This is a genomic window from Parabacteroides johnsonii DSM 18315, from assembly GCF_025151045.1.
GTDB classification, from domain to species: Bacteria; Bacteroidota; Bacteroidia; order Bacteroidales; family Tannerellaceae; genus Parabacteroides; species Parabacteroides johnsonii.
Genome location: NZ_CP102285.1, coordinates 4,429,427 through 4,454,393, shown reverse-complemented (window position 1 = coordinate 4,454,393; position 24,967 = coordinate 4,429,427). Strand labels below are relative to the sequence as shown.

Below are 24,967 nucleotides of genomic sequence, written 5' to 3'. Positions count from 1 at the left end.
ACATGTATTTTCCTCAAAGATACATTTACAATGTAATGGATAAAGAAGAAAAGGACCGACCATAATACGTTATCCACCATTACAGCCGGCCCCAAAGATAATACCTATTAAAAAAGTCTCTAATTACCAACCTTCATTCGGAGTACACAGCGGATTTGCCGAGATTTCCTTCGCTGGTATCGGATAATAATAATAACGGTTCGTATCACCGACTTTACCAGTCATCAATTGCTTATAGCGGGCGGCATTACAAGTCTGCATGCGTTCTTCCAGCAATCCCCAACGGCGCAAGTCGTAGAAACGTTCTCCTTCCACGAAGAACTCGATAGCACGCTGATGTTCCAAATCATTAAAAACAGCTTCATAGGTTTGAGCCCCGCTATATGGATTCAAGTTGGCACGTTCACGGATCTGGTTCAAGTAGCTGATCGCTGTAGGAAGGTCCTGCTTTCCACGCAGATAAGACTCGGAAAGCAACAAGAGAACATCGGCATAACGGATGGCACGCTCGTTGATAACGGACATAGGAGGATCGGCTTCTGATTCCGCCGTATTCCAGTTCTGGTATTTCAGAATCCAATATGTATTCCATTTTTCTTCCTTAAACTTTTCGCGGAAAGGAGACAAGTAATACATACAACCTTCATAATCCCAGGCAGCCGATGAACGGGCACGATAATCAAAATTACCATCCTTATCTTTTTCTTTCATGAATATGTCCATCATCTGCTGGGTAGGATTAGCTTCATACCAACCACTAGCTTCAGGTGCTGCATACTCTTTCGGGCGGGTGTTCGTCTGGGTGGAATTGATATTCTCTCCGTCCCCCCAAATATCAGTACCTCCGACCGGTTCCATCAACAGTTCGAAAATACTTTCCGCATTGTTCTCATGCACATCGTCAAAGTTCCAGGAAAAATCTTCGACCAAACGATAGGTATAAGGAGATTTTGTCAGAGGTTCCAATACCTCGATCGCTTTGTCAAAATTTTCCTCATATACATAAATCTTCCCTAAAACCGCATAAGCAGCGCCTTTGGTCGGCTTACCGATCACCTCGTTCGTCACCGGCAGCAAAGATGCGGCCGTGATCAGATCCTGTTCGGCTTGCGCCCAGATTTCAGCCTGCGAAGATTTTGCCAACGGGAAAGTGGACGGAGACTGTGAAGCAGTCAGGCGCAAAGGTGCATTCTTAAACTCCTTACCCAACTGGAACAAATAAAATCCACGTATAAACAGACATTCGCCTTTCACTTTATTGATAAACTCGTCGGAAAAATCTCCTTGTTTTTCTTCCAACTTCTGCATGATCGAGTTCGTCCGGTACAAAGCATTATAGAACTGGTAGAACATTCCCTGTGACAGCGTGTTGCCATTCGTATTGGTGAAATAGCAGGCTTGAAAAACATCACTGATGTCATTCCTGAACTCTACTTCGTCGGCACGTGCAATACGCATCATGACTCCTCGAGTTCCATAATATCCGCCGTTCAGCGCATTCTTCAAAGGAGTATAGCAAGATGTCAAAGCCAATTCGAAATCAGCTTCGTTCTTCCAGAAAGTATCTTCCGTTGCCTTGTTCGGATTTATTTGTTCCAATTGGGCGTCACATGATGTGCACAAGCCGACAACAGCCATTGCACAAAATATAAAATATAGATATATTCGTTTCATATAATTGCTTTATTTAAAATGTTACGTTCAAACCCAACATAAATGTACGGTTGGAGGGATATATAAATTCATCAAAACCACGGGAATATACATTTGAAGAGTTTACGTCCGGCGTATAACCCGAATAAGAGGTAATCGTAAAGAGGTTTTCTGCATTGACATACACGCGAGCTTTCTGAACAAAGCCGTGGAACCAGGCTGCAGGCAACGTATAACCTACTTGCAGGTTTCTCAGACGGAAATAAGAGCCGTTTTCCAAGTAACGGTCGGATTCGGAACGGGCATTCCGGTTCGGGTCGGTCCAGATCAGACGGGGCTGGGACGCGTTATGATTTTCCGGTGTCCAATAATCTAAAGTGCTCGCCAGATAATTCGTGCCACGCGTGACATCCGTCAATTCCAACCGGGTCGCATTGTAAATCTTATTACCCGCAACTCCCTGGAATCCGATGGAGAAGTCCACATTCTTATAAGTAATGTTACCATTGATCGAATAGGTGAATTTCGGGAACGGGCTACCGCTGTACACACGGTCGTCATCATTGATCGTACCATCGTTGTTCGTATCTTTGAAACGGATATCGCCCGGTTCAGCACTCGGCTGAATCAAGACACCGTCCTTCTGGTAAGCCTGTACTTCCTCCGCGCTGTTGAAATAACCGTCGGTCGGAATCAGCCAGAAACCACCGATAGGATAACCGGCAAGTGTTCTACTTGTATAAGTACCACCATGAATCGTACCGCTTTCAATCGGTTGCATCCCTTCTCCCAAGGCAATTACTTCATTCTTGTTATAAGTTCCTAAGAAACTTACGCCATAAGACAAATCTTTATTCAGCGATTCATTCCATCCGATATTAAATTCAAAACCCTGGTTCCGGATCTTACCGGCATTCTGGATCGGATCATTCGCACCGCCGGACGATATAGGAATCGGGACATTCAGCAAAATGTCTTTCGTATTCTTCACATACCAGTCTGCCGTCAATGTCAAACGATTGCGCAAAGCCATGAAGTCGATACCGACATTCGTCATTGCAGTTTCCTCCCATTTGATATCCGGGTTGGCAAACGTTTTCGGGAAAGCACCCTGTATCAATCCGCTCTTTCCATCCGGATAGTTAATACCGGTTGTCACGACTGATACATATTGGTAATTGTCTATTTCCTGATTACCCAGAACACCATAACCACCTCTCAGTTTCAACTGGTCCAGCCAGGACACGTTATTCTTCACAAAATCTTCCTCCGCGATATTCCATCCGACAGAGAACGACGGGAAATTACCATACCGATTGTTAGATCCGAACTTGGAAGAACCATCACGACGGATAGTCGCCGTCAACAAATAACGATTCTTGTAAGAATAGAACGCACGACCTAAGATTGAAGTCAACACGCTACGGCTTGAATTGCCGCTTACAGCCAATCCTTGGGCGGCAGCGTCTATCTCCTTGATTCCGGTAGGCATACCTTGTCCTGATCCCTGCATATAACGATACTGGGAATCCTGGTAGGTATAGCCAGCAAGAACCGATATTTTATGATCACCGAAAGTACGGTCGAAAGTCAGCAAGTTTTCAACCAGCACATTGCGAGTTCGGGTTTGTTGTTCCGTCACCTGCGTTATATCGTTTTTATTCAATCCATAATCATACAAGCCCAGATAGCTGTTGTAACGGTAGAACTGGAAATCGGGAGTCAAGTTCAATTTATATTTCAAACCCTTCATAAACTCAACGGAAACATAAGCATTAGCATAAATTTTCACGTTGTCGCTATAACGGTTCATCAGATTATCATCCACCATACCCAACGGGTTATAGAGATTTACGACATCGCCATACAGAGCGCCATAACCGCCTGTCTGGTTCGCATCATATTGTTCAAGTGTCGGAATCGCTTGTATCGTATGACCGACATATCCTCCGCGAATTTCTGAAAGTAAAGGCTTATCCTGATTATAAGTCAAAACGACATTCGTTCCTGCTTGGAAAATACCTTTCTTGAAGTCCTGTTTGCTTTGTAACGTGTAACGCTGGTAGTTCGTTCCCTTCATCACACCGTCCTGGTTCGTATAGCCCACACTATTATAATAGGTAGAATATTTCCCCCCGCCTTTCACCGACAAGTTATAGTTCTGCATCAAGGCCGGGTTGAACATCAAGCTCTGCCAATCATTGTCCGGCTTGGAAGCCAAATCCGTCGCCATTTCGAGCGGGTTCATTCCTGCCGCTTTTCTGGAAACAGTCGTCACTTCCGCCCATCCGGCAGCATCCAACAAATCCAAATATTTGGATGGCGAGCTGACACCGACATTAGCCGAAAGGTCGATGATCGGTTTCCCCTCGGTATTGCTACCCTCTTTCGTCGTCACGATGATGACACCGTTGGCGGCACGTGAACCGTAGATAGCGGACGAAGAAGCATCTTTCAACACGTCGATACTGGCGATATCGTTCGGGTTGATATGATCGATTCCACTCATATACATACCGTCCACGATATACAAAGGAGACGAGTTGTTCAACGTTCCGATACCACGGACCATGACACGAGTACTACCGCCCGGCGCACCTCCCTGTGAAACGATATCCACACCGGCAATCTTACCTTGCAAGGCCTGCCCGATAGTCGTGTTGCTCTGCGTATTCAAATCGTCCGTGCTGACATTGGCTACGGAACCGGTCAAGTCTGCCTTTTTCTGCGTACCATAACCGATCACGACAACTTCGTCCAGCGTTTTCGTATCTTCCAATAATACGACATTGATTGTTTTCTGGTTACCGACAACGATCTCCTTTGACAAATAACCAATATAAGAAATATTCAAAACTGATTTAGGATCAGCCTCGATAGAGAAATTACCATCTATATCGGTAACTGTACCATTTGTAGTGCCTTTCACCACAACATTGGCCCCGATGATTGCTTCGCCGTTATTATCAACGATCCGGCCTGTCACTGTTTGTGTTTGTTGTTTAATGGCAGCCGCAGCATCTACATCTTTTGCTGACAATACAATATGCGTACCTTCCATTTCATACTCGATACCTGCATTTTTAAATAGGTTATCCAGCACTTTTGATACCGGTTCCGTCTTAGCCCTTACCGAAACCTTCCGGTTAACATCTACCTGGTTATTATAGATAAACAAGTAATCTGTCTGACTTTCAATCTCATTTAGGATTTCCTCTAATTGAGTATTGTTCTTGTTAATACTAACCCGGGCGTTCTGCGAATGCGAATTTTCAGCATACGAGCAGAATACGCAGGCTCCCAAAAGGAATGTGGATATTCGCATAGTTCTCAAGATTTTTTTACCTGACGGAGTTTTCGGATAATATCCCCCCGACAAAAAGTTTTTTTTCATACCTTTGTAACTGATTTGAAGTTAATACAATGAATTAAAAAATTGTGTTGATTGGAATGCCGGTAAATGCCCCCCAGCGCTTGCCGGCATTTTTCTGTTATTGACTGCCTGTTTTCATGTTTCCTTTTATTTTATAAGGTTAATACTAATTATTGTGTTTTTTATTTCTGTTCTTCTATTACTTGTGTTCACCTGATATAAATAATCTGATTTTCATCGTCCCGTTCATACTTGAAACGGATATCCCTCTGCAATACCCTCAATGCATAGTCGATACCGTCTGCTTGTCTGAACTTTCCCGTGAAATAGTATTTCAATACATTCTTATTTTCAACAACTATGCTGACTCCGAAATATTTCTCCAGATCATTCATGATCGAGAGGAATGATTCGTTCCGGAAGCATATCAACCCTTCTTTCCAACGATAAGGGTTATAATCGTCAACCGGAATGACTTTCAGTCTGCCGTCCTTTTGCAGGCAAGCCTTGCTGTCCGGCTTCAACATCAATGTATCCCCCAAACCGATACGGGAGGCTACTCGCACACTTCCCTCCATCAACGTAACCTCGAAATCGTCTTTATCGGAATAGCCTTCCACATTAAATTTTGTTCCCAGTACTTCCATATTGCATTTGCCCGTTTCCACGATAAAAGGCCTTTTCTTATCTTTGGCTACATCGAAATAGGCTTCTCCGTCTACCGTTACCTGGCGTACGGACTTGTCGAACACAGCCGGATAAACGATCTTCGTCCGGGCGTTCAGCCAGACATTCGTCCCGTCCGACAGCGTGATGTTCACCCGTTGTCCAGTAGGGACATAAATGGATTGCATCGGCACAACTCCGTTCTTATCCGAAACAAATTGATATAATAAGCTAAGTCCCAATGTCACAGCAACAACTGCCACAATCTTGATTAACTCAGTTCCGAGAGAACTCAAGCTCCATGACTTGTGTCGCTCCTTTTCTTCAATCGCTTTTTCATCACCAAGAAGCAACATCGAATCGAATATCTTTCTCTCTTTCAAGAATTCGCGTCTGTTTTTCGGGGAATGTTCCATCCATTGCCGAATCCGGACTTCTTCTTCATAAGAAGCGGCTCCTTCAAAGAACTTATATAACGTTTCCCTGTCCATTTTTCATCTTTTTACTTATGCTTACATAATGCTAACAGCTCACAAGCCTGTATCCCCAGTTGAAAATGAAAAAAAATTTTATTTTTATATTTTTTCTTCCGAGATCAATGCCATAGTTCTCTCGGAACTACGTTCTTTTTCAAGAAATATCCGTTCCAATCAGAAATTCCGTTTGTCATCATTCACAGTCAAGGATCGGGAATATTTTTAAAATACTCTCCTGAAAGATTCCGAAGCTCTGAACGAAGTTGTAGGGTAACCGCACCAAAATCATAAGGGACAATCAATCCTTGTCTTTAGTACAGGTATTTCTATATAAAAATTTTTTGTGCAAAACAACTATCATACTATCATAATTGAATTTATATACCTGTAAAACAGCATGTTATTTCATGACAGTTCCTGCATTCAACTATCATTCATCTATCATAGCTATCATGGGTAAAAGCAATAAAGCATTATATACCAGCCTTCTATCAAATTTAAGATGTGTTCTGAAGCTGATACAAAATAGATTAAAGAGACTCGTTTTTTCATGAAGACAAGCTACTCTTTTACCAAAAACAACTTGAAAAGTTTCTCCAGACCCGGGGGGAAGGGCATGGGAGATCCGGATGTGGAAGATGTGGAGACCCGGACCTTCGTGAAACCGGAACGGGGATGTAGAGCTGTTTATCAGCCTTGTTTGAGGAGATTTTATGCACTGTTTCTGATTATAATCCAGCGGAATACCTACTTTTTTTGACCACGGTTTTGGTGTGGTTGCCCTAACGAAGTTGTGGTAAGTTTCCGTTATTCTAGCAAAAATATTATATTTGCGACCATACAGCACAATTATGCAGGAAGATGAAAGCAAAATAAAATGGAGTCAGTTCTTAGCCGGCGATAATGAAGCTTATTGCTGGATATACAAAGTCTACATACAAATGCTGTTCCGTTACGGGCACAGTTTTACCTCCGATACTGAACTTATAAAAGATTGTATCCAGGATGTTTTTACCGGATTATACAAAAACAGGAAACAACTGGTCACACCTAAAAATATAAAAGTCTACTTGCTTGTCTCCCTCAAGAATAGCCTGATCAATGCACTTTACCGGGAAGACCACTACACGTCTTACGATCATGAAACTGTTTCCTTTACCCTCGGACTGACGGTCGAAGAACAATATGTCACGGACGAACAGTACACCAACCAACAAAGGAAGATACAGGAAATTCTGAATGTACTGACTCCACGCCAAAAAGAGATCATTTACTATCGCTATATACAAGAACTTAGCTTCGATGAAATCTGCATCATGATGGACATGAATTATCAATCCGCACAAAACCTTATCCAGCGCTCCCTGAAGAAGATACGCGACCTATACGGGCCGGTGGAAGTATTCCTCCTGCTCCTATCCATTTCCGTCCAATAAGAAAAATAAAAAAAGTTTACTTCCAGTGAGTATAAAAAGGAAGCGACCTTGTCCTTTATATAGAATGCTCACAAGAAAAATGGATAAAGACTATATAACATACAGTGCAGACCAACTGCTGAACGACGACTTTTTCATTCAGTCGGAATTACACCCGACTGAAAAAAGCCGGGCTTTTTGGAGCAATCTTCAGATAAAAAGTGCCGCATTATCCCAAGAGATCGAAAATGCCCGTCTCTTCCTACGTACTATTAAAATAGACAGAAATTGTTCATCCTTGGCTGCCAAGGATGAACATGCGTTATGGCAACGCATCGAATTAAAAAATAAAGAAACAGAGAGAAAAGCGAAGCGTCAACAATTCATCCGTCTTGCTATCAGCACGGCAGCCTCCCTTCTTTTGTTATCAGCAATCGGCTGGTATGCAACCCTGCGGCCGAAAGATGCCGAAACAGACTATCTGGCAATCATCCAAGCCAATCCGGCACCAGACAGTACAAACGAAAAAGTGCAACTGGTCCTTTCCAACAACGAAAAGCTGACCATTGACGGGACAGAAACCCAACTCGAATATAAAAAGGAAGGAAAGGTAAACATCAACTCCGAACAAGTGGACCTCTGTCCAAAAGGCAATCCGGAGCAGGCACAGGAATTTAACCAGCTGATCGTACCTGTCGGCCGGCGTTCGTCCATCACATTCGCCGATGGGACCCGGCTTTGGGTAAACTCCGGCTCGAAAGTCGTGTATCCGGTCAAATTCGCAAAAGAGAAAAGAGAGATATTCGTAGAAGGAGAAATATACCTGCACGTCAGCCGGGATGAACAAAAACCTTTCATCGTCAAAACACATCGGATGGATATAAAGGTGTTAGGAACGCAATTCAATGTCACGGCCTATGAAAACGAAGCGAATATGCAGGTGGTCCTAGTCAGTGGGAAAGTTGAAGTAAATCTCGACAAATGCAAAAATATCCTGGCTCCTAACCAGATGTTTTCCTACGACAGTAAAATACATAAAGGGAAAATCACAACAGTCGATACCGACGATTATGTGGCTTGGAAAGACGGATATTACCAGTTCCACCAGCAGCCGCTCAAAGAAATCGTGAAAAAACTTTCCCGCTATTACGGAGTCCGTATCTATTGCAAAGAGCCGGCCGACAAATTGTCCTGCAGCGGAAAACTGGACCTGAAAGAGAGTCTGGACGAAATGATGAAGGCCTTGAAAGAAGCGGCCCCGATTCAAGTAGAAAACAAATATGAGAGTATAGAAATAAAAGTCAAACATTAAAAACTATACGGTATGGATCCTTAAATCACAACGACACAGGAGGGGGAACACACTTCCTTCCCACATAAAGATGAGAACTATAAAAAGTTTTTACCAACTTAAATCATTACAAGCGATATGAAAAATAACACAAGGTTTAGTATTTGTCTGCTTTTTTTGTGGATGAGTATGAGTTTCTGCCTGGCAGCAGAGACATACTCGCAGGAAACATTCTTCACCATCGAATCGAACAACCTCACGGTGAAAGAAATATTTAATAAAATCGAGAAAGAGAGCGAATATATCTTTTTCTATCTGGACAACTCGGTCGACCTGAACCGAAAAGTATCCGTCAAGGCACGGAAAGAACAGGTAAGCAAGATTCTCGATCAGATATTTAAAGGAACCGACACACATTATTACATCTCCGACCGGCAGATCATCATCTCGAAAGACGAAAAAACCGCTCCGGTCAGTTTACAACAAAAAGGACAAACCATCACCGGTATTGTCAAAGATGCGACAGGCGAACCGGTCATCGGAGCTAATATCGTAGAGAAGGGGACGACCAACGGTACGATTACCGACATGAACGGCCAGTTCACCCTCACTGTTAATCCGAAAGCTGTGCTACAAATTTCCTATATCGGCTTCAACACACTGGATATGCCGGTAGGAAACAAATCATCGCTGACGATCAAGCTGACGGAAGACACAAAAGCATTAGATGAAGTGGTCGTCGTAGGTTACGGTGTGATGCGTAAAAGCGACTTGACGGGTTCCGTCGGCTCCGTAAAGTCGGACGTAATCCAGAAACAGGCGATTTCATCTTTCGACCAGGGTTTGCAAGGCAAAGTGGCCGGCGTGCAGGTTATGGCGACTTCCGGTTCTCCGGGCGGTGTTGTCGATATCCGTATTCGTGGCGGCAACTCACTGACTTCAGGTAACCAGCCTTTATACGTAATCGACGGTTATCCTGTTACGGCAGGCGGTTCGGCCGGTGGTTCCGGTGCCGGACAGAATCCGCTGGCGACTTTGAACCCTGGCGATATCGAAAGCATGGAAATCCTGAAAGATGCCTCCGCCACTTCCATCTACGGTTCACGTGGCGCCAACGGCGTAATCCTGATCACTACCAAAAGAGGTAAACAGGGAAAAACAACAGTCACTTATGACGGGTATGTAGGTTTCCAGCACGTCGCTAAGAAACTGGATATGATGAACGCTACCGAATGGGCTGAAATGGTAAACGAGGGAGCTGAAACCGATGGCCGTCCCATTTATTACTCAAATACATCTTCCGACCCTTTATATCCTGCAATGAGTCAATTGGGCGAAGGGACAGATTGGCAAGATCAAATTTTCCGTACTGCTCCGATACATAGCCACAATGTCTCGGTAAACGGAGGAAGCGAAAACACAAAATTTGCAGTCGTCGCAAGTTACTTTGGACAAGAAGGAGTTGTTAAAAATCAGGATTTCAATCGTGTATCCCTGCGAAACAACATCGATACGAAAATCTCTAAAGTTGTCGACCTGTCCACCAGCCTTACGATCAGCCGTGTTTTTGCCAATACCGGTCGTGAAAACGGAGACGGAGGAGGAAACACTTCCATCATCAATGCATCACTCGTCATGCCGCCTACAGTTCCGATATACGATCCGACAACCGGAGAATACGTCCGTTTAAACTATCTGCCAGGATCTTCTACTGTTCCGAACCCTGTTCCCTACGTTAAACATCTTCAAGATAAAGGGACCATCGACCGTATATTGGCTTCTGCCGACCTGACATTCCACATCATTGACGGACTGACACTAAAAGTCAGTGGAGGAGCAGATATGTCAAACGCGTCACGTGAAGTGTACGAACCAAAAGAGACATACAGAGGCTACAATGCTAACGGCATTGCAGAACAACAAAGCCGTAGAAGCAGTTCCTATTCGAATGAAAACGTATTGACTTATATCAAAAAGATCGGCCAACACTCTCTGAATGTCATGGTCGGTTCTTCTCTGTTGTACGAAGAAAACAAGACCGGTTCTATGACTGCACGTGATTTTATCAGTGACGTATACGGATATAACAATTTAGATGCCGGTGCACAATGGGACAAACCAAATACCGGAAGGAGTAAAAGCACATTATTATCTGGTTTCGGTCGTATCAATTATGTCCTAATGGACAAATATCTTTTCACTGTAACAGGACGGGCTGATGGGAGCTCCAAATTTGGTGCAAATAACAAATGGGCATTCTTCCCTTCATTCGCAGCTGCATGGCGTATCAATCAAGAAAAGTTCATGAAAAATATTGATTGGATCAGCAATTTGAAAATCAGAGGTAGTTGGGGTGTGACAGGTAACCAAAATATTCCGGCTTATTCGTCTCCCGAAAAGATGAATACATATACATACCCAATCGGAGGGGTAACCAGTGTTGGTATCGGTGCCGGTAACATGCCAAATCCAGATTTGAAATGGGAAACCACTGCCATCACCGATATCGGGATCGACTTGGGAGTATTCAACAATCGCATCAATTTCACAGCAGACTATTACTATAAAAAGACAACCGATCTGTTATGGAACATTTCCGTTCCATTGACAACTGGTTTCGGTACTGTTTTGAAAAATATTGGCAGTTTGCAAAACAAAGGTCTTGAACTAAGTCTATCAGCCGATGTTCTGACAGGTCCATTCAAATGGAACACCATGCTTAACTGGTCAACCAACAAAAATAAAGTGCTGGAAATCCCCGGATATATCCCGACCCAGCAAGGTACGATCTCCGGACACCTGAAAGTAAACGGTAGCTGGCTTGAGCCAGGATTACCAGTCGGAGTATGGAACTTGTTGAAAACAAACGGTGTGATGCGTACGGAAAAAGAATGGCAAGACGCTGCTCGTGTCGCTGATTCCAACTTCGACAAAATAGGAGATATGAGTTTTGTGGATAAGAATGGAGACGGCAAGATCAGTTTCGGAGAAGACCGGCAGATCGTTGGTGATCCGAATCCTGATTTCATCTTTGGTTGGACCAATAATTTCTCTTATAAGAATTTTGATTTATCTGTTTATATCAACGGTTCCGTCGGTAATGACATATATAATGTATTACGCGCAGAAACAAATATCGTCAGTGCATGGGGTAATCAGCGGGCAGAAGTGAAGGACCGTTGGACAGCCAACAACCCGAATGGTAAATACCCGCGTGCTCACGTGTTAGTAAACCAAAATTTGTTACAGTCCGACTATCTAATTGAGGACGGTTCCTTTTTACGCATACAAAATGTCACTTTAGGTTACACATTCCCCAAAGTTTCATTCCTTCGTTCTTTACGTATTTATGCAACCGCACAAAATTTACTGACTATCACCGGCTATTCCGGATACAATCCAGAAGTAAATAGTCAAGGACAAAGCAATCTTCAGTTAGGTGTGGATTACAATGCCTACCCGACTGCCCGCTCTTTCATTCTTGGTGTAAACATTGGTTTTTAATCATTTAAAACGAATTGAATATGAAACTACATAAATATATAATCGGATTAGCATTACTGGTGTCCTCTTCCTCTTGCAATTTTCTGGATGAAGAAGCATATGAATTCATCACACCCGACAATTTCTACAAAACGGAAGCCGATGCAAATGCTGCACTGACAGCTGTCTACAATACATTTGCCGATGAAAAAAGCTATAGGCGTTATATTTGGATGGGAGCTGATTTTCCCGGTGAAGCGGCCAATGCCAATGCAAGCGCTCCTTCGCGTGTAGAAATGGACAATTTAACTTGGACACCGACTACCGATTTTTGTAAAAACATTTGGCAAATCTCCTATTCTGCCATTCGGCGTGCAAATAATTTATTACTGAACATCGATAATATCACATTCAAATCAGAAGAAGTTAGAAAGCAGATTGTCGGACAGACAAAATTCTTACGCGCTTTAGCTTATTTTGATCTGATGCGCTTTTATGACCATATTGTCGTCATTCGAGAAACCGACAACTTAAATGATGAAGCTCCATCCAACCAAGGAACAGATGACGCAGCCTGGGCTTTAATTGAAGAAGACTTATTGTATGCAGGTTCTGCTCTACCGATAAAATGGGAAGATTCGAATGCCGGACGTGCAACAAAAGGTGCAGCAATGGCTATGTTGGCAAAAGTCTATCTGACACAAGCCGGATGGCCTTGGAACAAAAGCGGTTTTTGGGAAAAGGCAGCTTCTCAAGCAACTGATATTATTAATGATGAAGGAACTTTCGGTTATGGATTGGAAGAAAATTTCCGACGAGTTTTCGATGTGACAAACGAACATGGGAAAGAGTATATTTTTGATATCGAATTCCAAACAAACATCAATGGAAACGACTCACCAGCCATAACAGGGATGCGTGGTTATAACATTAAAAAGACGGACGGATGGTCTTCATTCATTTCTACTCCGGAATTCTATAAATCATATGAAGTCGAAGACAAACGAATTTCCACCACGTTTGTTACAGAATTTACCGATATAAATAACGGCAAACAATATGTTTATGATCCGGATAATATAGCAGAACCCTCTTTTCCTCTTTGCCACTTTGCTAAATATCTTGATCCGAACGACAATCAATCAACTTCGGCCGGAGACTATAGTTGCAACAGAAAAATCATACGTTACGCAGATGTTTTGTTAATGCAGTCCGAAGCCTATTGCGAAATGAACCGCATCGGAGATGCACTGACAGGCATCAACCGGGTACGGGCAAGAGCCGGACTCGAGCCAATCCCTTCATCTATTTCACAAACAGATTTGCGGAAAGCGATCATACAGGAACGTATTTGGGAGTTTGCAGCCGAAGGGCATTCTTTGTTCGACATGAAACGGCAGCATTGCATGGCAGAACGCTTGGGCAGGGCCGTGGATGATAAATATTATTCACTACCTTTGCCTCAGGACGAAACGGATAAAAATCCGAATCTGAAACAGCATCCGCTGTGGTAATTTGGTAAATGATGATTTGTCTGTTACTTTTGGATCAAGCCAAAAGTAACAGACAAATCATCATTTACAATCCCTTTTTATCAGAAAACCTCTTAATTCTTACTATATGATGAAATATTTTTATTCTTTTTTATTTTTAATAGGTAGCCTGTTAGCAAGCGGGCAGACCACTGATGTAAAATACCTGTCAGGGAAAGGGTCGGACGATGCGGTCGAATGGGACTTCTTCTGTACCGGTGGCAGGAAAAGCGGGGAATGGAATAAGATCAAGGTTCCCTCCTGCTGGGAAATGGAAGGATACGGAACCTTCAACTACGGACATGACAAGCCGAAAGCTGACGAATCCGGATTGTATAAAACAACATTCGAAGTGCCGGCGACATGGAAAGGCAAACGTATCTTTATCGTTTTCGAAGGTTCCATGACCGATACGGAAATTAAGGTAAACGGAAAACAGGCAGGTACTCCCCATCAGGGAGCTTTCTACCGATTCAAGCGGGAGATAACCAAACTGGTCCATATGAACAAAGAAAACCTTTTGGAAGTCAAAGTGAATAAAATGTCGTCTAATGCCAGTATCAACGAAGCGGAACGGCAATGTGATTTCTGGGTATTCGGAGGCATCTTCCGTCCGGTTTACCTCGAAGCTGTTCCTAACAACTTCATCGAATATACGGCGATCGACGCTCGGCAACATGGCGAACTGAACGCAGATATATTTATAGACAAGAAACTTTCCGGCATAAAAGCGGAAATAGAGATCAAAGATATCCAGGACCAGACGATGGGGAAAATCACATCTGCTTCCATAAACGAAAAAACAGGAAAAATATCCCTATCTGGCAAAATCGACAATATCAAACCCTGGTCAGCCGAAGACCCACAATTGTACACCGCCATAATCACCCTTCGCCAGAAAGACAAAGTACTGCATACCATAACCGACCGGATCGGGTTCCGTACAGTCGAAGTGAAACCGAAAGACGGTGTCTATATCAACGGTGTGAAAATGCGCTTTAAAGGGGTGAACCGCCACTCTCACTGGCCCACTACGGGACGAACGACGAACAAGCAGCTTAGTATTAACGACGTCAAGCTGATGAAAGAAATGAACATGAATGCAGTCCGCATGTCACACTATCCACCTGACAAACATTTTCTGGAAGTTTGCGACTCTCTGGGGATGTATGTGATCGACGAACTGTGCGCTTGGCAATATCCTCCTTATGACACGGAAGTCGGGACCATTCTAGTCGGAGAAATGCTGAAACGGGATCTCAACCGTCCGTCTATCATTTTCTGGGCAAACGGGAATGAGGGAGGCTTCAATTTTGACCTCGACCCACTATTTCCACAATATGATCCGCAAAAACGAGCTGTCCTGCATCCTTGGGCGTTATCGGGAAATATCAATACGGTACATTACATCAAATATAATTCCGGAATCGGCAATATGTTCCACGGAAGGGATATCTTCATGCCGACAGAAATCCTGCACGGATTATACGACGGTGGACACGGAGCCGGACTCGACGACTACTGGAACCTGATGCTCTCCAATCCGCTTTCAGCCGGCATGTTCCTTTGGGACTTTACGGACCAGGCAGTTGTTCGCGAAGATAAAAACGGATTCTACGATACCGACAAAGATCATGGAGCCGACGGTATCGTAGGTCCATATCGCGAAAAAGAAGGTAGCTTCTTTACAATCAAAGAAATATGGTCGCCGATCCATCTGCCGAAACGCTATCTCACACCGGGATGGGATGGCCGTTTCGAAATAGAAAACAGATATGCGTTCACAAATGCGAACGCTTGTAACTACACATACCGGCTGTCTAAAATCAACTCGCTTGCACAAAAGGCCATACAATCGGTTTCTGGCAAGATCACTTCTCCTGATATCCGTCCGGGAGAAAGAGGGTATTTGCAACTTGAACTTCCCTCCGGCTGGCAGGAATACGACTTTCTATATGTTACGGTAAAAGACCGTTACAACCAAGAGTTATTTACCTGGAGCTACGAGATCGGCACACCCGACCGTCTTGCCAACCGTCTGCTGCCACAGGAAGGTAGCGTACCGACTGTAAAAGAAAGCATCGATAACTGGTATTTTTCGGCTGCCGGTACGGAGGTAACGTTCGACAAACAAAACGGCCTGCTCCGGTCAGTCACTTCCGGAGGTAAAGCAATCCCGTTGAACAATGGGCCGGTACTGATATCCAATCAAGATATTATTTGTAAATCAGTAGAATATAAGCAAGTGGAAGGAAATCCTCAACTGATTGCCACTTATACGTCCCGAAACGGAAAAAATACAGTCTACACATTCACCTGGACCATGCTCCCTTCCGGCATCGTAGAACTGGATTACAATTACCGCCCCCAGGACATGGTCAAGATGGCGGGTATCACGTTCGATTTCCCAGAAAAGGAGATCGCCGGAGCCACTTTGCTCGCCAACGGACCATACCGTGTATATAACAACCGGATGAAAGGCGGTTCGCTGGATATCTGGGATAAGAAGTATAACAACACTATCACTGGTGAAAGCTGGGATTATCCGGAATTTAAAGGATATTATTCTTTGTTTTATGGAATGAAGCTCGATTGTCCCACTCCATTCGAAGTCTACAGCGGGAAAGAAGATATCACCTTGCACCTCTTTACCCCAGCCGTACAAGAACAATACGATCCGAAACGTAACCACACGATTGCCGACTATCCGGAAGGAAATATATCTTTCATGAATGCAATTCCGGCTGTCGGAACCAAATTCGGAAAAGCGGAAGATTTCGGCCCCCAATCTCAACCGCATCGTACCAGAGGAAACGGACCGGAAAATAATGTCAGTGGAAAATTGTATTTCCGCTTCTAACAGAAGCAAATACAATTAAAAGAGATTAACAGTTATATTCGGAGTAGCCCGGATTAACTGTTAATTTTTTTTGTTTAATAATAACTTTATCTATATTTGCAGAATCTTGAATGAAATCAGAGAGTGTGAATAAACAGCGTTTAATAAATATAAACTTAAATCAGTTATCCAATGGGGCCATGAAGTCAAAGTATCTTTGCATATAGAGAATAACCACGGCTATTCTTAATATTCATATAGTTAACTTATTGAGTAGTAACTTAAATCACCATGTGAACATGAAAAATAACAAAATGGCAAAAATTTGCCTGCTTTCTCTTTTGCCCAGCATCAGTGTTCTGGCAAGTGAGAACTACATCACAGACCCTGCAACGAGCCTGCGGGGAAAATCGGACTCGGCAGTTCCTACACGTTTGCAACAAAACGGAAAGACCATCACAGGAGTCGTACAAGACGCACTCGGTCCTATAGCCGGAGCCAACATTATCGTAAAAGGAACGACAAACGGGAACATTACGGACATGGATGGTAAATTCACGCTTGAGAATGTGCCCGCAAACGCTACTCTCGTTATCTCCTACATCGGATTTACTCCACAGGAAATACGCGTAGGGAATCAGACCACCTTTAACATTACTCTCCAGGAAGATTCCGAAGCACTGGACGAAGTTGTAGTAGTCGGCTACGGTGTCATGAAGAAAAAAGACTTGACAGGAGCCGTTTCACAATTGAGCAGCAGTTCGATGAAAGACCTCAAAGTGTCGCATCCGACAGAAGCGATGGCCGGAAAACTGGCCGGTGTACAGGTACAACAAGTCGGAGGGCAACCAGGGCAAGCGGCCACAATCCGTGTGCGCGGGTCCGGCTCCATCACGGCATCCAGCGCCCCGTTGTATGTTGTCGACGGATATCCGCTGGGAGAACAAAACTTGAATGCGATCAACCCGAATGATATCGAATCTATCGAAGTATTGAAAGATGCTTCGGCAGCCGCCATCTACGGTTCGCGTGCAGCCAACGGGGTCGTATTGGTCACAACCAAGTCGGGAAAGACTGGCAAGGTCAGCGTAAGCTTGGATATCTATGCAGGTTTCCAGAACGTAACAAAGAAGATGGACCTGATGAACGCACAAGAATTTGTCGAATTCAGCCGGGAAGCCTTCAATAACAACTACATCAGCAAGGTTCCTGGAGCATCTGCCAGCGATCCGCTGAGTATGCGTCCGTCCGGAAACCGTTATCGTTACCCTGCTATCTACGACGATGCCGCCTATATTGCTTCTTTAGGTGCCGGAACGGATTGGCAGGACGAAATTTTCCGCACTTCGCCCGTACAGAACTATCAGTTGACAGTAACAGGTGGCGACGAAAAGACCAAATATATGTTCTCTGCCGGCTATTTCAACCAGCAGGGTGTCGTTATCAACAGTGATTATGAACGATTCTCGGCAAGAGCCAAAATCGACAGCGAACTGAACAGTTGGCTGAAGATGGGTGTTAATCTGGCTCCAACCTATATGAACGCGAACAAGACGACCCAAGGCCATTGGGCAAGTGATGGTGTCATCAACGCAGCTTTGGCGACATCTCCCGTAGTACCTGTATATAATGAAGACGGTACATGGGCTTCACAGTCCATGTACGCCGTCGCTAGCGACGGATTGACCGGTGTACCGAATGCTGTGGCCTTGACACATATCCACAACTACGACACAGATCTCCGCCTGTTCAGTAACGGTTACATCGAACTTTCCTTGTTGAAAAACCTGAAACTGAAATCCACCATCGGTGCCGATATCCGCGAATACAGAGGCGAATACTTCCGTCCGGCAACCATTCCTAACAACGGTAACGTGGCTCCTCTCCCTTCAACGGAAAGAAAAGCGACAGAGAAGTCGACCGAAGTTATCAACTGGCTGAACGAAAATACAATTACTTATTTCGAATCGTGGGGTAAGCACGAACTCGACGCTGTTGCCGGTGTCACTGCACAGAAAAACATCTACCGCTACACAGAGGCTACGGGTTCCGATTTCCCGAATGATAAAATCCAGACACTCAACAATGCAACAGTAAAAAGCAGCAAGTCAGAACGCAAGACCTGGACATTGCTCTCCTATCTGGCACGTGTCAACTACCGTTATAACAACAAATACTACCTGACCGCATCCATCCGTGCGGACGGTTCTTCCCGTTTCGGCAAAAACAACCGCTACGGTTATTTTCCTTCCGGATCAGTAGCATGGCGTCTGTCTCAGGAAGACTTTCTGAAAGATGTAAAATGGTTGTCGGACATGAAGATCCGTGCAAGCTATGGTATCACAGGTAACAATAATATCGGTGATTATGCGTCGATCGGTATCATGGAAAATGCTAACTATGTATTGGGAACGGGTACGGGTAATATCGTAAACGGTGCAGCCCAAAAGAGCTTCTCCAACGCTGACCTGACTTGGGAAAAGACACGCCAGACCGACCTCGGTTTCGAAATCTCCGTTTTAGACAGCCGTCTGTCTTTGTCTCTGGACCTGTACTATCGTAAGACTACCGATCTGTTGATGAACGTCGACATCCCGACAATCACCGGATTTGATAAAGCCATGCAAAATATCGGAAAAATGCGTAACAAAGGTCTTGAAATCACTATTAGCGGTACTCCGTTCAGAGGTAAAGACTTTACTTGGGATGCAACCGGAAATATCTCTGTCAATCGCAACAAAGTATTGGCTTTAGGACCGACAGGAGACCCGATCTTCAGCGATGGCGGTGCCGGAACAACTCATGTTACGATGGTAGGTCAGCCGATCGGTGCTTTCTACGGATATAAGATGCTGGGAGTCTTCAAAACGAAAGAAGAACTGGAATCATATCCTCATCTGGCCGACACGCAGGTGGGTGACGTCATGTTCGAAGATGTCAACGGAGATCAGAAAATCGATGCTGACGACCGTACGATCATCGGTAACAATATGCCGGACTTCACTTGGGGTATGACACACTCTTTCACCTACAAAAACTTCGATGCCAGCATCTCCCTGCAAGGGGTTGTCGGAAATGAAGTGCTACACTTGGGTAGACGCTTCTACACACAGGGCGAAGGTAACCAGAATCAGCTGAAAGAGATGATGGGACGCTGGCAGTCAGAATCAAACCCAGGTAACGGATGGATTCCGAGAGCCAACTCACAGCCGACCGGACAGAACAACGCCATTTCTTCCCGCTGGGTGGAAAACGGTTCTTTCCTCCGTATAAACAACCTGACTGTAGGTTATACGTTGCCAGAAGCATTCACCAAGAAATGCAGTATCCAACGTGCACGCGTATATGTTTCTACACAGAACCTACTGACGATCACAAGTTATAGCGGCTACAACCCGGAAACAAGTTTCAAGGAAGACAACGTCACAGCTCCCGGTACCGACTACGGTATGTACCCGCTGTATCGCACCTGTACTTTCGGTATTAACGTAACCTTTTAAATAGCAGACGAATTATGAAACTAAAATATAATCTGATCGCAATAGCTCTTCTGGGATTCAGCTTCTCATCTTGCAGCGACTTCCTGGAACAGAATCCGCAAACGGATTTAAGTGAAAACGATTTCTATAAAACAGCCGACGATATTCTTTCGGCAGTAAACGGAGCCTACTCTTCTCTACAAGAAGGTGATATCTATGGTAACTGGTATGTTTTCGGAGAAATTCCCTCCGACAATACCCGCAACCAGCTCTCCGGTTCGGTAACCACTCAGAACGAGTTCGACCAGTTCTATATCGACACGCAGAACAGTATGATCGCCAGTTTCTGGAAAGCAGCCTACAAAGTTATTAACCGTACCAATACTGTCTTAGGCCGCATCGACGGAATCGAGATCAATGCCGAACTGGCAAACCGGTACAAACTGGAATGCAAATTTATCCGTGCCCTGATGTATTTCAACCTGGTCCGTGTCTACGGCGATGTGCCTCTGGTACTGAAAGAGATCAGCATCTCGGAATCTTACGACATCCTGCGCGAACCGAAAGAAAATGTTTACAACCAGATCATCGCCGACTTGAAAGAGGCACAAGGTCTTCCTGTTTCCTATTCGACAGCCGAAGACGGGCGTGCCACCCAGGGAGCAGCCAAAGCATTACTGGCAGACGTCTACATGACTTTGCACAAATATGCAGAAGCGGAAACGATCCTGGCCGAAATTATTAACAGTGGACGGTACAGCTTGTTGGAAAATACGCCGGGTAGCCTGAACATCGACGGTTACAAAAACGTGTTCAGCCCGGTTAACCACAACAGCAAGGAAGGTATCTTCGAAATCCAGTTCCTGAAAGGTGGCTATGGCGAAGGCTCCAACTATGCCAATAACTTTGCACCTGAAAACTCAGGAACAAATGTAGTGGCAGTCGGCGGTACAGGTGGTAATAATATCCCGGAAATGGACATTTACAATGCTTATGAGGAAGGCGACCTCCGTCGTGATTTCTCCATGTCCTTAGGATATTACGATAACCGTAAGAACAACGAATGGGTGGAATCCCGCTATGTTTGCAAGTTTATGGACGTTCCATACCAGAACAATGATGCCAGCAACAACTATCCGGTGATCCGCTATGCGGATGTGATCCTGATGTATGCCGAAGCCCTAAACCAGAACGGAAAAACGGCAGAAGCCTGCAAATATCTGAATATGACACGCCGTCGTGGTTTCGGTTATCAGACGACAGAGACCAGCCCGGTCGACCTGCAGACAACCGACAAGGCTCAGTTCGCTCTGATGGTAGAACAGGAGCGCCGCGTGGAACTGGCATTCGAAAACCATCGCTGGTTTGACCTGATTCGTACCGGACGCGCAGTCGAAGTGATGAAAAGTAAAGGATTCTCACTGAACGAGACTAACCTGATCTGCCCGATTCCGCAAAAGCAGATCGATGTCAATCCGAAACTGACGCAGAACGACTACAAGATCGAATCTCGAAATTAACCGAAAAGACAGGAAGTGTGTCAAAATCTCCTTGTCCCCACACTCGACATAATGCAATCTCGCGTCGAGTGCGGGAACAGGGATAGTTTTGATGCACTTCCCTTCTTTTTCGCTATCTTTACAGCCTACCTAAAATAATATCAAATGAAAAGCTGGATAATTTTATTAAGTACGTTGTGTTTATTCTCATGTAACCAACAGGAAAGCAAATTTGAAAAATATGTAGATCCGCTGATCGGTACGGATATCCGCATTGTACAGGGGAAAGACAAGAACTCGACGGAAGAACGTGGACAAATCATGCCCGCTGTCGGAGTTCCGCATGGTATGACCAACTGGGTGGCACAGACACAGGCGACCGAACAGAAATGCCATCCTCCTTACTATTATTTCCAAGACGCGATCCAAGGATTCCGGGCCAGCCACTGGATGAACGGCTCCTGTACACAAGACTACGGAAGTGTCACGATCATGCCGCTCTGTAATAAGCTCGAAACAGACCCGGTCAAACGCTCCTCCTCTTTCGACCATACTCAAGAGATAGCTACTCCCTCCTATTATTCAGTTGACTTGAACGACTATGGCATCCATGCCGAACTGACCGGACTCTCCCGTGCCGGCATTATGCAATTCAGCTTCGAACAGGATGGTGACCACTATATCGTGATCGAGCCCAACAGCGATGAAGGTGTCGCCTTCGTCGAGGTCGATCCTGAGAAAAAAGAAATTACCGGTTACAACCCCGTACACCGCATCTACCAGGGATACGGCAAGGAAGCCGGATTCAGCGGACATTTCGTAATCCAGCTGAATGAAGAAATTGCCGACTATGGCGTTTGGGACAGCACCACGATCACATCCGGACGGAAATCGGCAAGAGGGCAAAAACATGCTGTCGGAGCTTGGGTAAAACTGGCTTCCGATAAGCCGGGAAAGACATTGGTCAAGGTAGCCACCTCTTTCACGAGCATCGACAACGCCCGCAAGAACCTGGCCTGCGAAATCCCGGGATGGGACTTCAACGAAGTACGGCAAACTTCATCCGACACCTGGAACCAAACTTTGGGGCAAATCGCTGTAAAAGGGAACAATGAAGAAGAAAAGGTAAAATTCTATTCGGCTCTCTACAACGCACACTTCCTGCCCCGCACATTCAGTGACGTGGACGGCTCTTATCCGAAATTCGACGGTGGCGGACAGATTATGAAGATGGATCACGGAACCTACTATTGCGACTTCTCGCAATGGGATACCTATCGTGCGGTCCACCCTCTATTCTCCATCCTCAACCCTTCCCGCAACGGAGATATGGCACATTCACTCGTATTGAAAGGACAGCAGGGCGGCTGGTTACCCATCTTCCCATCCTGGAACAGCTACACGGCTGCCATGATCGGTGACCATTGCATCGCCATGATCGGAGACGCCATCATCAAAGATGCTCCGGGCTTCGACTATGAAGAAGCTTACACGCTGATGCGCAAAAATGCCTTCGAGGCCAATCCGGACTCCGGCAGCTATCGCGACGGGAAAGGCCGCCGGGCAATGGAGTCTTACCTGAAATACAACTACGTGCCGTTAGAGGATCAAGTAATGGAAGCATTCCACCGCCGTGAACAAGTCTCCCGCACACTGGAATATGCCTATGATGATTTTGTCCTTTCACAGGTTGCCAAGAAGTTAGGCAAGACAGACGATTATAAAGCGCTCATCAAACGGGCGGAAAACTACCGGAACGTAATCGACCCCGAAACCGGCTACGCCCGTGGACGCCATGCCAACGGAACCTGGATCGAGCCCTTCGACCCGTTTGCCTCCACTTCGTTTATCTGTGAAGGGACTCCTTACCATTACACCTGGTATGCTCCCCAGGACATAGCTGGGCTGATCCGACATATGGGCGGAAAAGAACGCTTCATCAACCGCCTAGATACTTTCTTCGAAGGAGATTATTACTGGCATGGCAACGAACCGGGACACCACATCGCCTATCTTTTCGCTTATGCCGGCGAACCCTGGAAGACCCAAAAATGGGTGCATGACATCATCAACCGCGAGTATTTCACTACTCCCGACGGACTTTCCGGCAATGACGATGCCGGCCAGATGTCATCCTGGCTGGTTTTCAGCATGGTTGGCTTCTATCCGGTCTGTCCGGGCATGCCCTACTATGTGATCGGTAGCCCGTCATTCGAAGAAAGTGTTATCACACTTGAAAACGGCAAGAAATTCACAATCGAAGCCAAAGGGGCATCGGAAAAGAATATCTACATTCAGTCGGCTACCCTTAACGGTCAGCCATACGACAAGAGCTACATCCTCCACAAAGACATCATGAACGGAGGCATCCTTTCGTTCGTCATGGGAGATGCCCCTAACAAGGAATGGGCCTCAGCTACCGGATCGCTTCCACCTTCACTCGGTTTATAAAGAACGACACATGAAAAGAATCATTTACATACTCCTGCTCTGTCTTGCCGTCCTATCGGCAAAGGCAGGGCAGGATACACCCGTCAGATTAGGAATCATCGGACTGACCAACTCGCCTTCCGGCACGGAATACACCTGCTGACCAACTATGAAACGACTTGGTACGGTTCTCATGAGGCAGCCGCACAACTCATACGGAAAGGGGAAATCGGAGAAATACGCAAAGCGATCTTCCGCGACGGACATACTGGCCCGGTAGAACGGAACACGCATCCCGAAATGATCCCCTGGATCAAAGACCCTGTCTTAAACGGTGGTGGTGCTGTGATGGATTTCGGCTGTTACGGGGCCAACTTAATGACTTGGCTGATGGACAACCGAAAACCCCTCTCCGTTGTATCGGCTTTCCAGACCATCAAACCGGATCAATATGAAGAAGTGGAAGACCAGGCCACCGTTATCCTGACCTATCCGGAAGCCCAATGCATCCTCGAAGCCTCTTGGAACTGGCCAGTCAATATGAAGACCTCCGAGATATACGGAAAAAACGGCTATATTCAGATTCCGGATAAAGAAACGCTACTGATCCGTACAGGCGAAAAGTCACCCGTACAACAAATCAACCCGGTAAGCCGCCCCGCCCCCTATAATAACCCGTTCTCCTATTTTTGCGCCGTGGTTAGAGGAAGTGCAGAAGAAGATCCCCAGTCATCCCTGCAGAATAATCTGATTGTAATGGAAATTCTTGATGCAGCGAAAGAATCGGCAAAAACAGGAAAGGTAATCTATCTGAAATAAGTATCGTTTTTC

General features: G+C 45.2%; 13 protein-coding genes. 10 read left to right on the top strand and 3 right to left on the bottom strand.

What is annotated here, in order from left to right:
* Positions 1-123: 123 nt before the first annotated feature.
* The 3 genes from NQ564_RS18065 to NQ564_RS18055 all read right to left on the bottom strand — a co-directional run bounded on the left by NQ564_RS18065 (position 124) and on the right by NQ564_RS18055 (position 6,183).
* Positions 124-1,674, bottom strand: coding sequence for a RagB/SusD family nutrient uptake outer membrane protein (locus NQ564_RS18065; protein WP_039848360.1), 1,551 nt, complete (start codon positions 1,672-1,674; stop codon positions 124-126).
* Positions 1,675-1,687: 13 nt separating this feature from the next.
* Entirely contained in the window at positions 1,688-4,978 is a 3,291-nt protein-coding gene (locus NQ564_RS18060) for a TonB-dependent receptor (protein WP_039848444.1), read from the bottom strand.
* Between the two features lie 257 nt (positions 4,979-5,235).
* Positions 5,236-6,183 (bottom strand): FecR family protein, encoded by a 948-nt coding sequence (locus NQ564_RS18055; RefSeq protein ID WP_008152833.1) that lies wholly within the window; start codon positions 6,181-6,183, stop codon positions 5,236-5,238.
* A gap of 836 nt (positions 6,184-7,019) precedes the next feature.
* On the opposite strand from NQ564_RS18055, the gene NQ564_RS18050 reads away from it, so the two are divergent.
* The 10 genes from NQ564_RS18050 to NQ564_RS18005 all read left to right on the top strand — a co-directional run bounded on the left by NQ564_RS18050 (position 7,020) and on the right by NQ564_RS18005 (position 24,955).
* Positions 7,020-7,604 (top strand): RNA polymerase sigma factor, encoded by a 585-nt coding sequence (locus tag NQ564_RS18050; RefSeq protein WP_008154196.1) that lies wholly within the window; start codon positions 7,020-7,022, stop codon positions 7,602-7,604.
* Positions 7,605-7,683: 79 nt separating this feature from the next.
* Positions 7,684-8,895, top strand: coding sequence for a FecR family protein (locus NQ564_RS18045; RefSeq protein WP_039848362.1), 1,212 nt, complete (start codon positions 7,684-7,686; stop codon positions 8,893-8,895).
* A gap of 117 nt (positions 8,896-9,012) precedes the next feature.
* Positions 9,013-12,378 (top strand): TonB-dependent receptor, encoded by a 3,366-nt coding sequence (locus NQ564_RS18040; RefSeq protein ID WP_008152841.1) that lies wholly within the window; start codon positions 9,013-9,015, stop codon positions 12,376-12,378.
* Between the two features lie 20 nt (positions 12,379-12,398).
* Positions 12,399-13,871 (top strand): RagB/SusD family nutrient uptake outer membrane protein, encoded by a 1,473-nt coding sequence (locus NQ564_RS18035; RefSeq protein ID WP_008152843.1) that lies wholly within the window; start codon positions 12,399-12,401, stop codon positions 13,869-13,871.
* A 106-nt stretch (positions 13,872-13,977) separates the two neighbouring features.
* The gene (locus tag NQ564_RS18030; protein WP_008152845.1) at positions 13,978-16,749 is read left to right on the top strand and encodes a glycoside hydrolase family 2; all 2,772 of its coding nucleotides are present in this window, start codon (positions 13,978-13,980) and stop codon (positions 16,747-16,749) included.
* A gap of 278 nt (positions 16,750-17,027) precedes the next feature.
* Positions 17,028-20,228: a SusC/RagA family TonB-linked outer membrane protein gene (locus NQ564_RS18025; protein ID WP_129650334.1), complete on the top strand. Its 3,201-nt coding sequence runs from the start codon at positions 17,028-17,030 to the stop codon at positions 20,226-20,228.
* A gap of 14 nt (positions 20,229-20,242) precedes the next feature.
* Positions 20,243-21,727, top strand: coding sequence for a RagB/SusD family nutrient uptake outer membrane protein (locus tag NQ564_RS18020; protein ID WP_008152850.1), 1,485 nt, complete (start codon positions 20,243-20,245; stop codon positions 21,725-21,727).
* A gap of 144 nt (positions 21,728-21,871) precedes the next feature.
* Positions 21,872-24,157: a GH92 family glycosyl hydrolase gene (locus NQ564_RS18015; RefSeq protein ID WP_008152852.1), complete on the top strand. Its 2,286-nt coding sequence runs from the start codon at positions 21,872-21,874 to the stop codon at positions 24,155-24,157.
* A gap of 10 nt (positions 24,158-24,167) precedes the next feature.
* Positions 24,168-24,299, top strand: a complete 132-nt coding sequence (locus tag NQ564_RS18010) for a hypothetical protein (protein WP_008152855.1) — start codon at positions 24,168-24,170, stop codon at positions 24,297-24,299.
* A complete protein-coding gene (locus NQ564_RS18005) occupies positions 24,245-24,955 on the top strand; it encodes a Gfo/Idh/MocA family protein (RefSeq protein WP_317127976.1) in 711 nt (236 codons plus the stop codon). The genes NQ564_RS18010 and NQ564_RS18005 overlap by 55 nt, the downstream gene beginning before the upstream one ends.
* Positions 24,956-24,967: the final 12 nt, after the last annotated feature.

Coding starts and splice junctions, on each gene's coding strand:
- NQ564_RS18065 (WP_039848360.1), bottom strand. CDS start 1,674: ATGAAACGAATATATCTATATTTTATATTTTGTGCAATGGCTGTTGTC.
- NQ564_RS18060 (WP_039848444.1), bottom strand. CDS start 4,978: ATGCGAATATCCACATTCCTTTTGGGAGCCTGCGTATTCTGCTCGTAT.
- NQ564_RS18055 (WP_008152833.1), bottom strand. CDS start 6,183: ATGGACAGGGAAACGTTATATAAGTTCTTTGAAGGAGCCGCTTCTTAT.
- NQ564_RS18050 (WP_008154196.1), top strand. CDS start 7,020: ATGCAGGAAGATGAAAGCAAAATAAAATGGAGTCAGTTCTTAGCCGGC.
- NQ564_RS18045 (WP_039848362.1), top strand. CDS start 7,684: ATGGATAAAGACTATATAACATACAGTGCAGACCAACTGCTGAACGAC.
- NQ564_RS18040 (WP_008152841.1), top strand. CDS start 9,013: ATGAAAAATAACACAAGGTTTAGTATTTGTCTGCTTTTTTTGTGGATG.
- NQ564_RS18035 (WP_008152843.1), top strand. CDS start 12,399: ATGAAACTACATAAATATATAATCGGATTAGCATTACTGGTGTCCTCT.
- NQ564_RS18030 (WP_008152845.1), top strand. CDS start 13,978: ATGATGAAATATTTTTATTCTTTTTTATTTTTAATAGGTAGCCTGTTA.
- NQ564_RS18025 (WP_129650334.1), top strand. CDS start 17,028: ATGAAAAATAACAAAATGGCAAAAATTTGCCTGCTTTCTCTTTTGCCC.
- NQ564_RS18020 (WP_008152850.1), top strand. CDS start 20,243: ATGAAACTAAAATATAATCTGATCGCAATAGCTCTTCTGGGATTCAGC.
- NQ564_RS18015 (WP_008152852.1), top strand. CDS start 21,872: ATGAAAAGCTGGATAATTTTATTAAGTACGTTGTGTTTATTCTCATGT.
- NQ564_RS18010 (WP_008152855.1), top strand. CDS start 24,168: ATGAAAAGAATCATTTACATACTCCTGCTCTGTCTTGCCGTCCTATCG.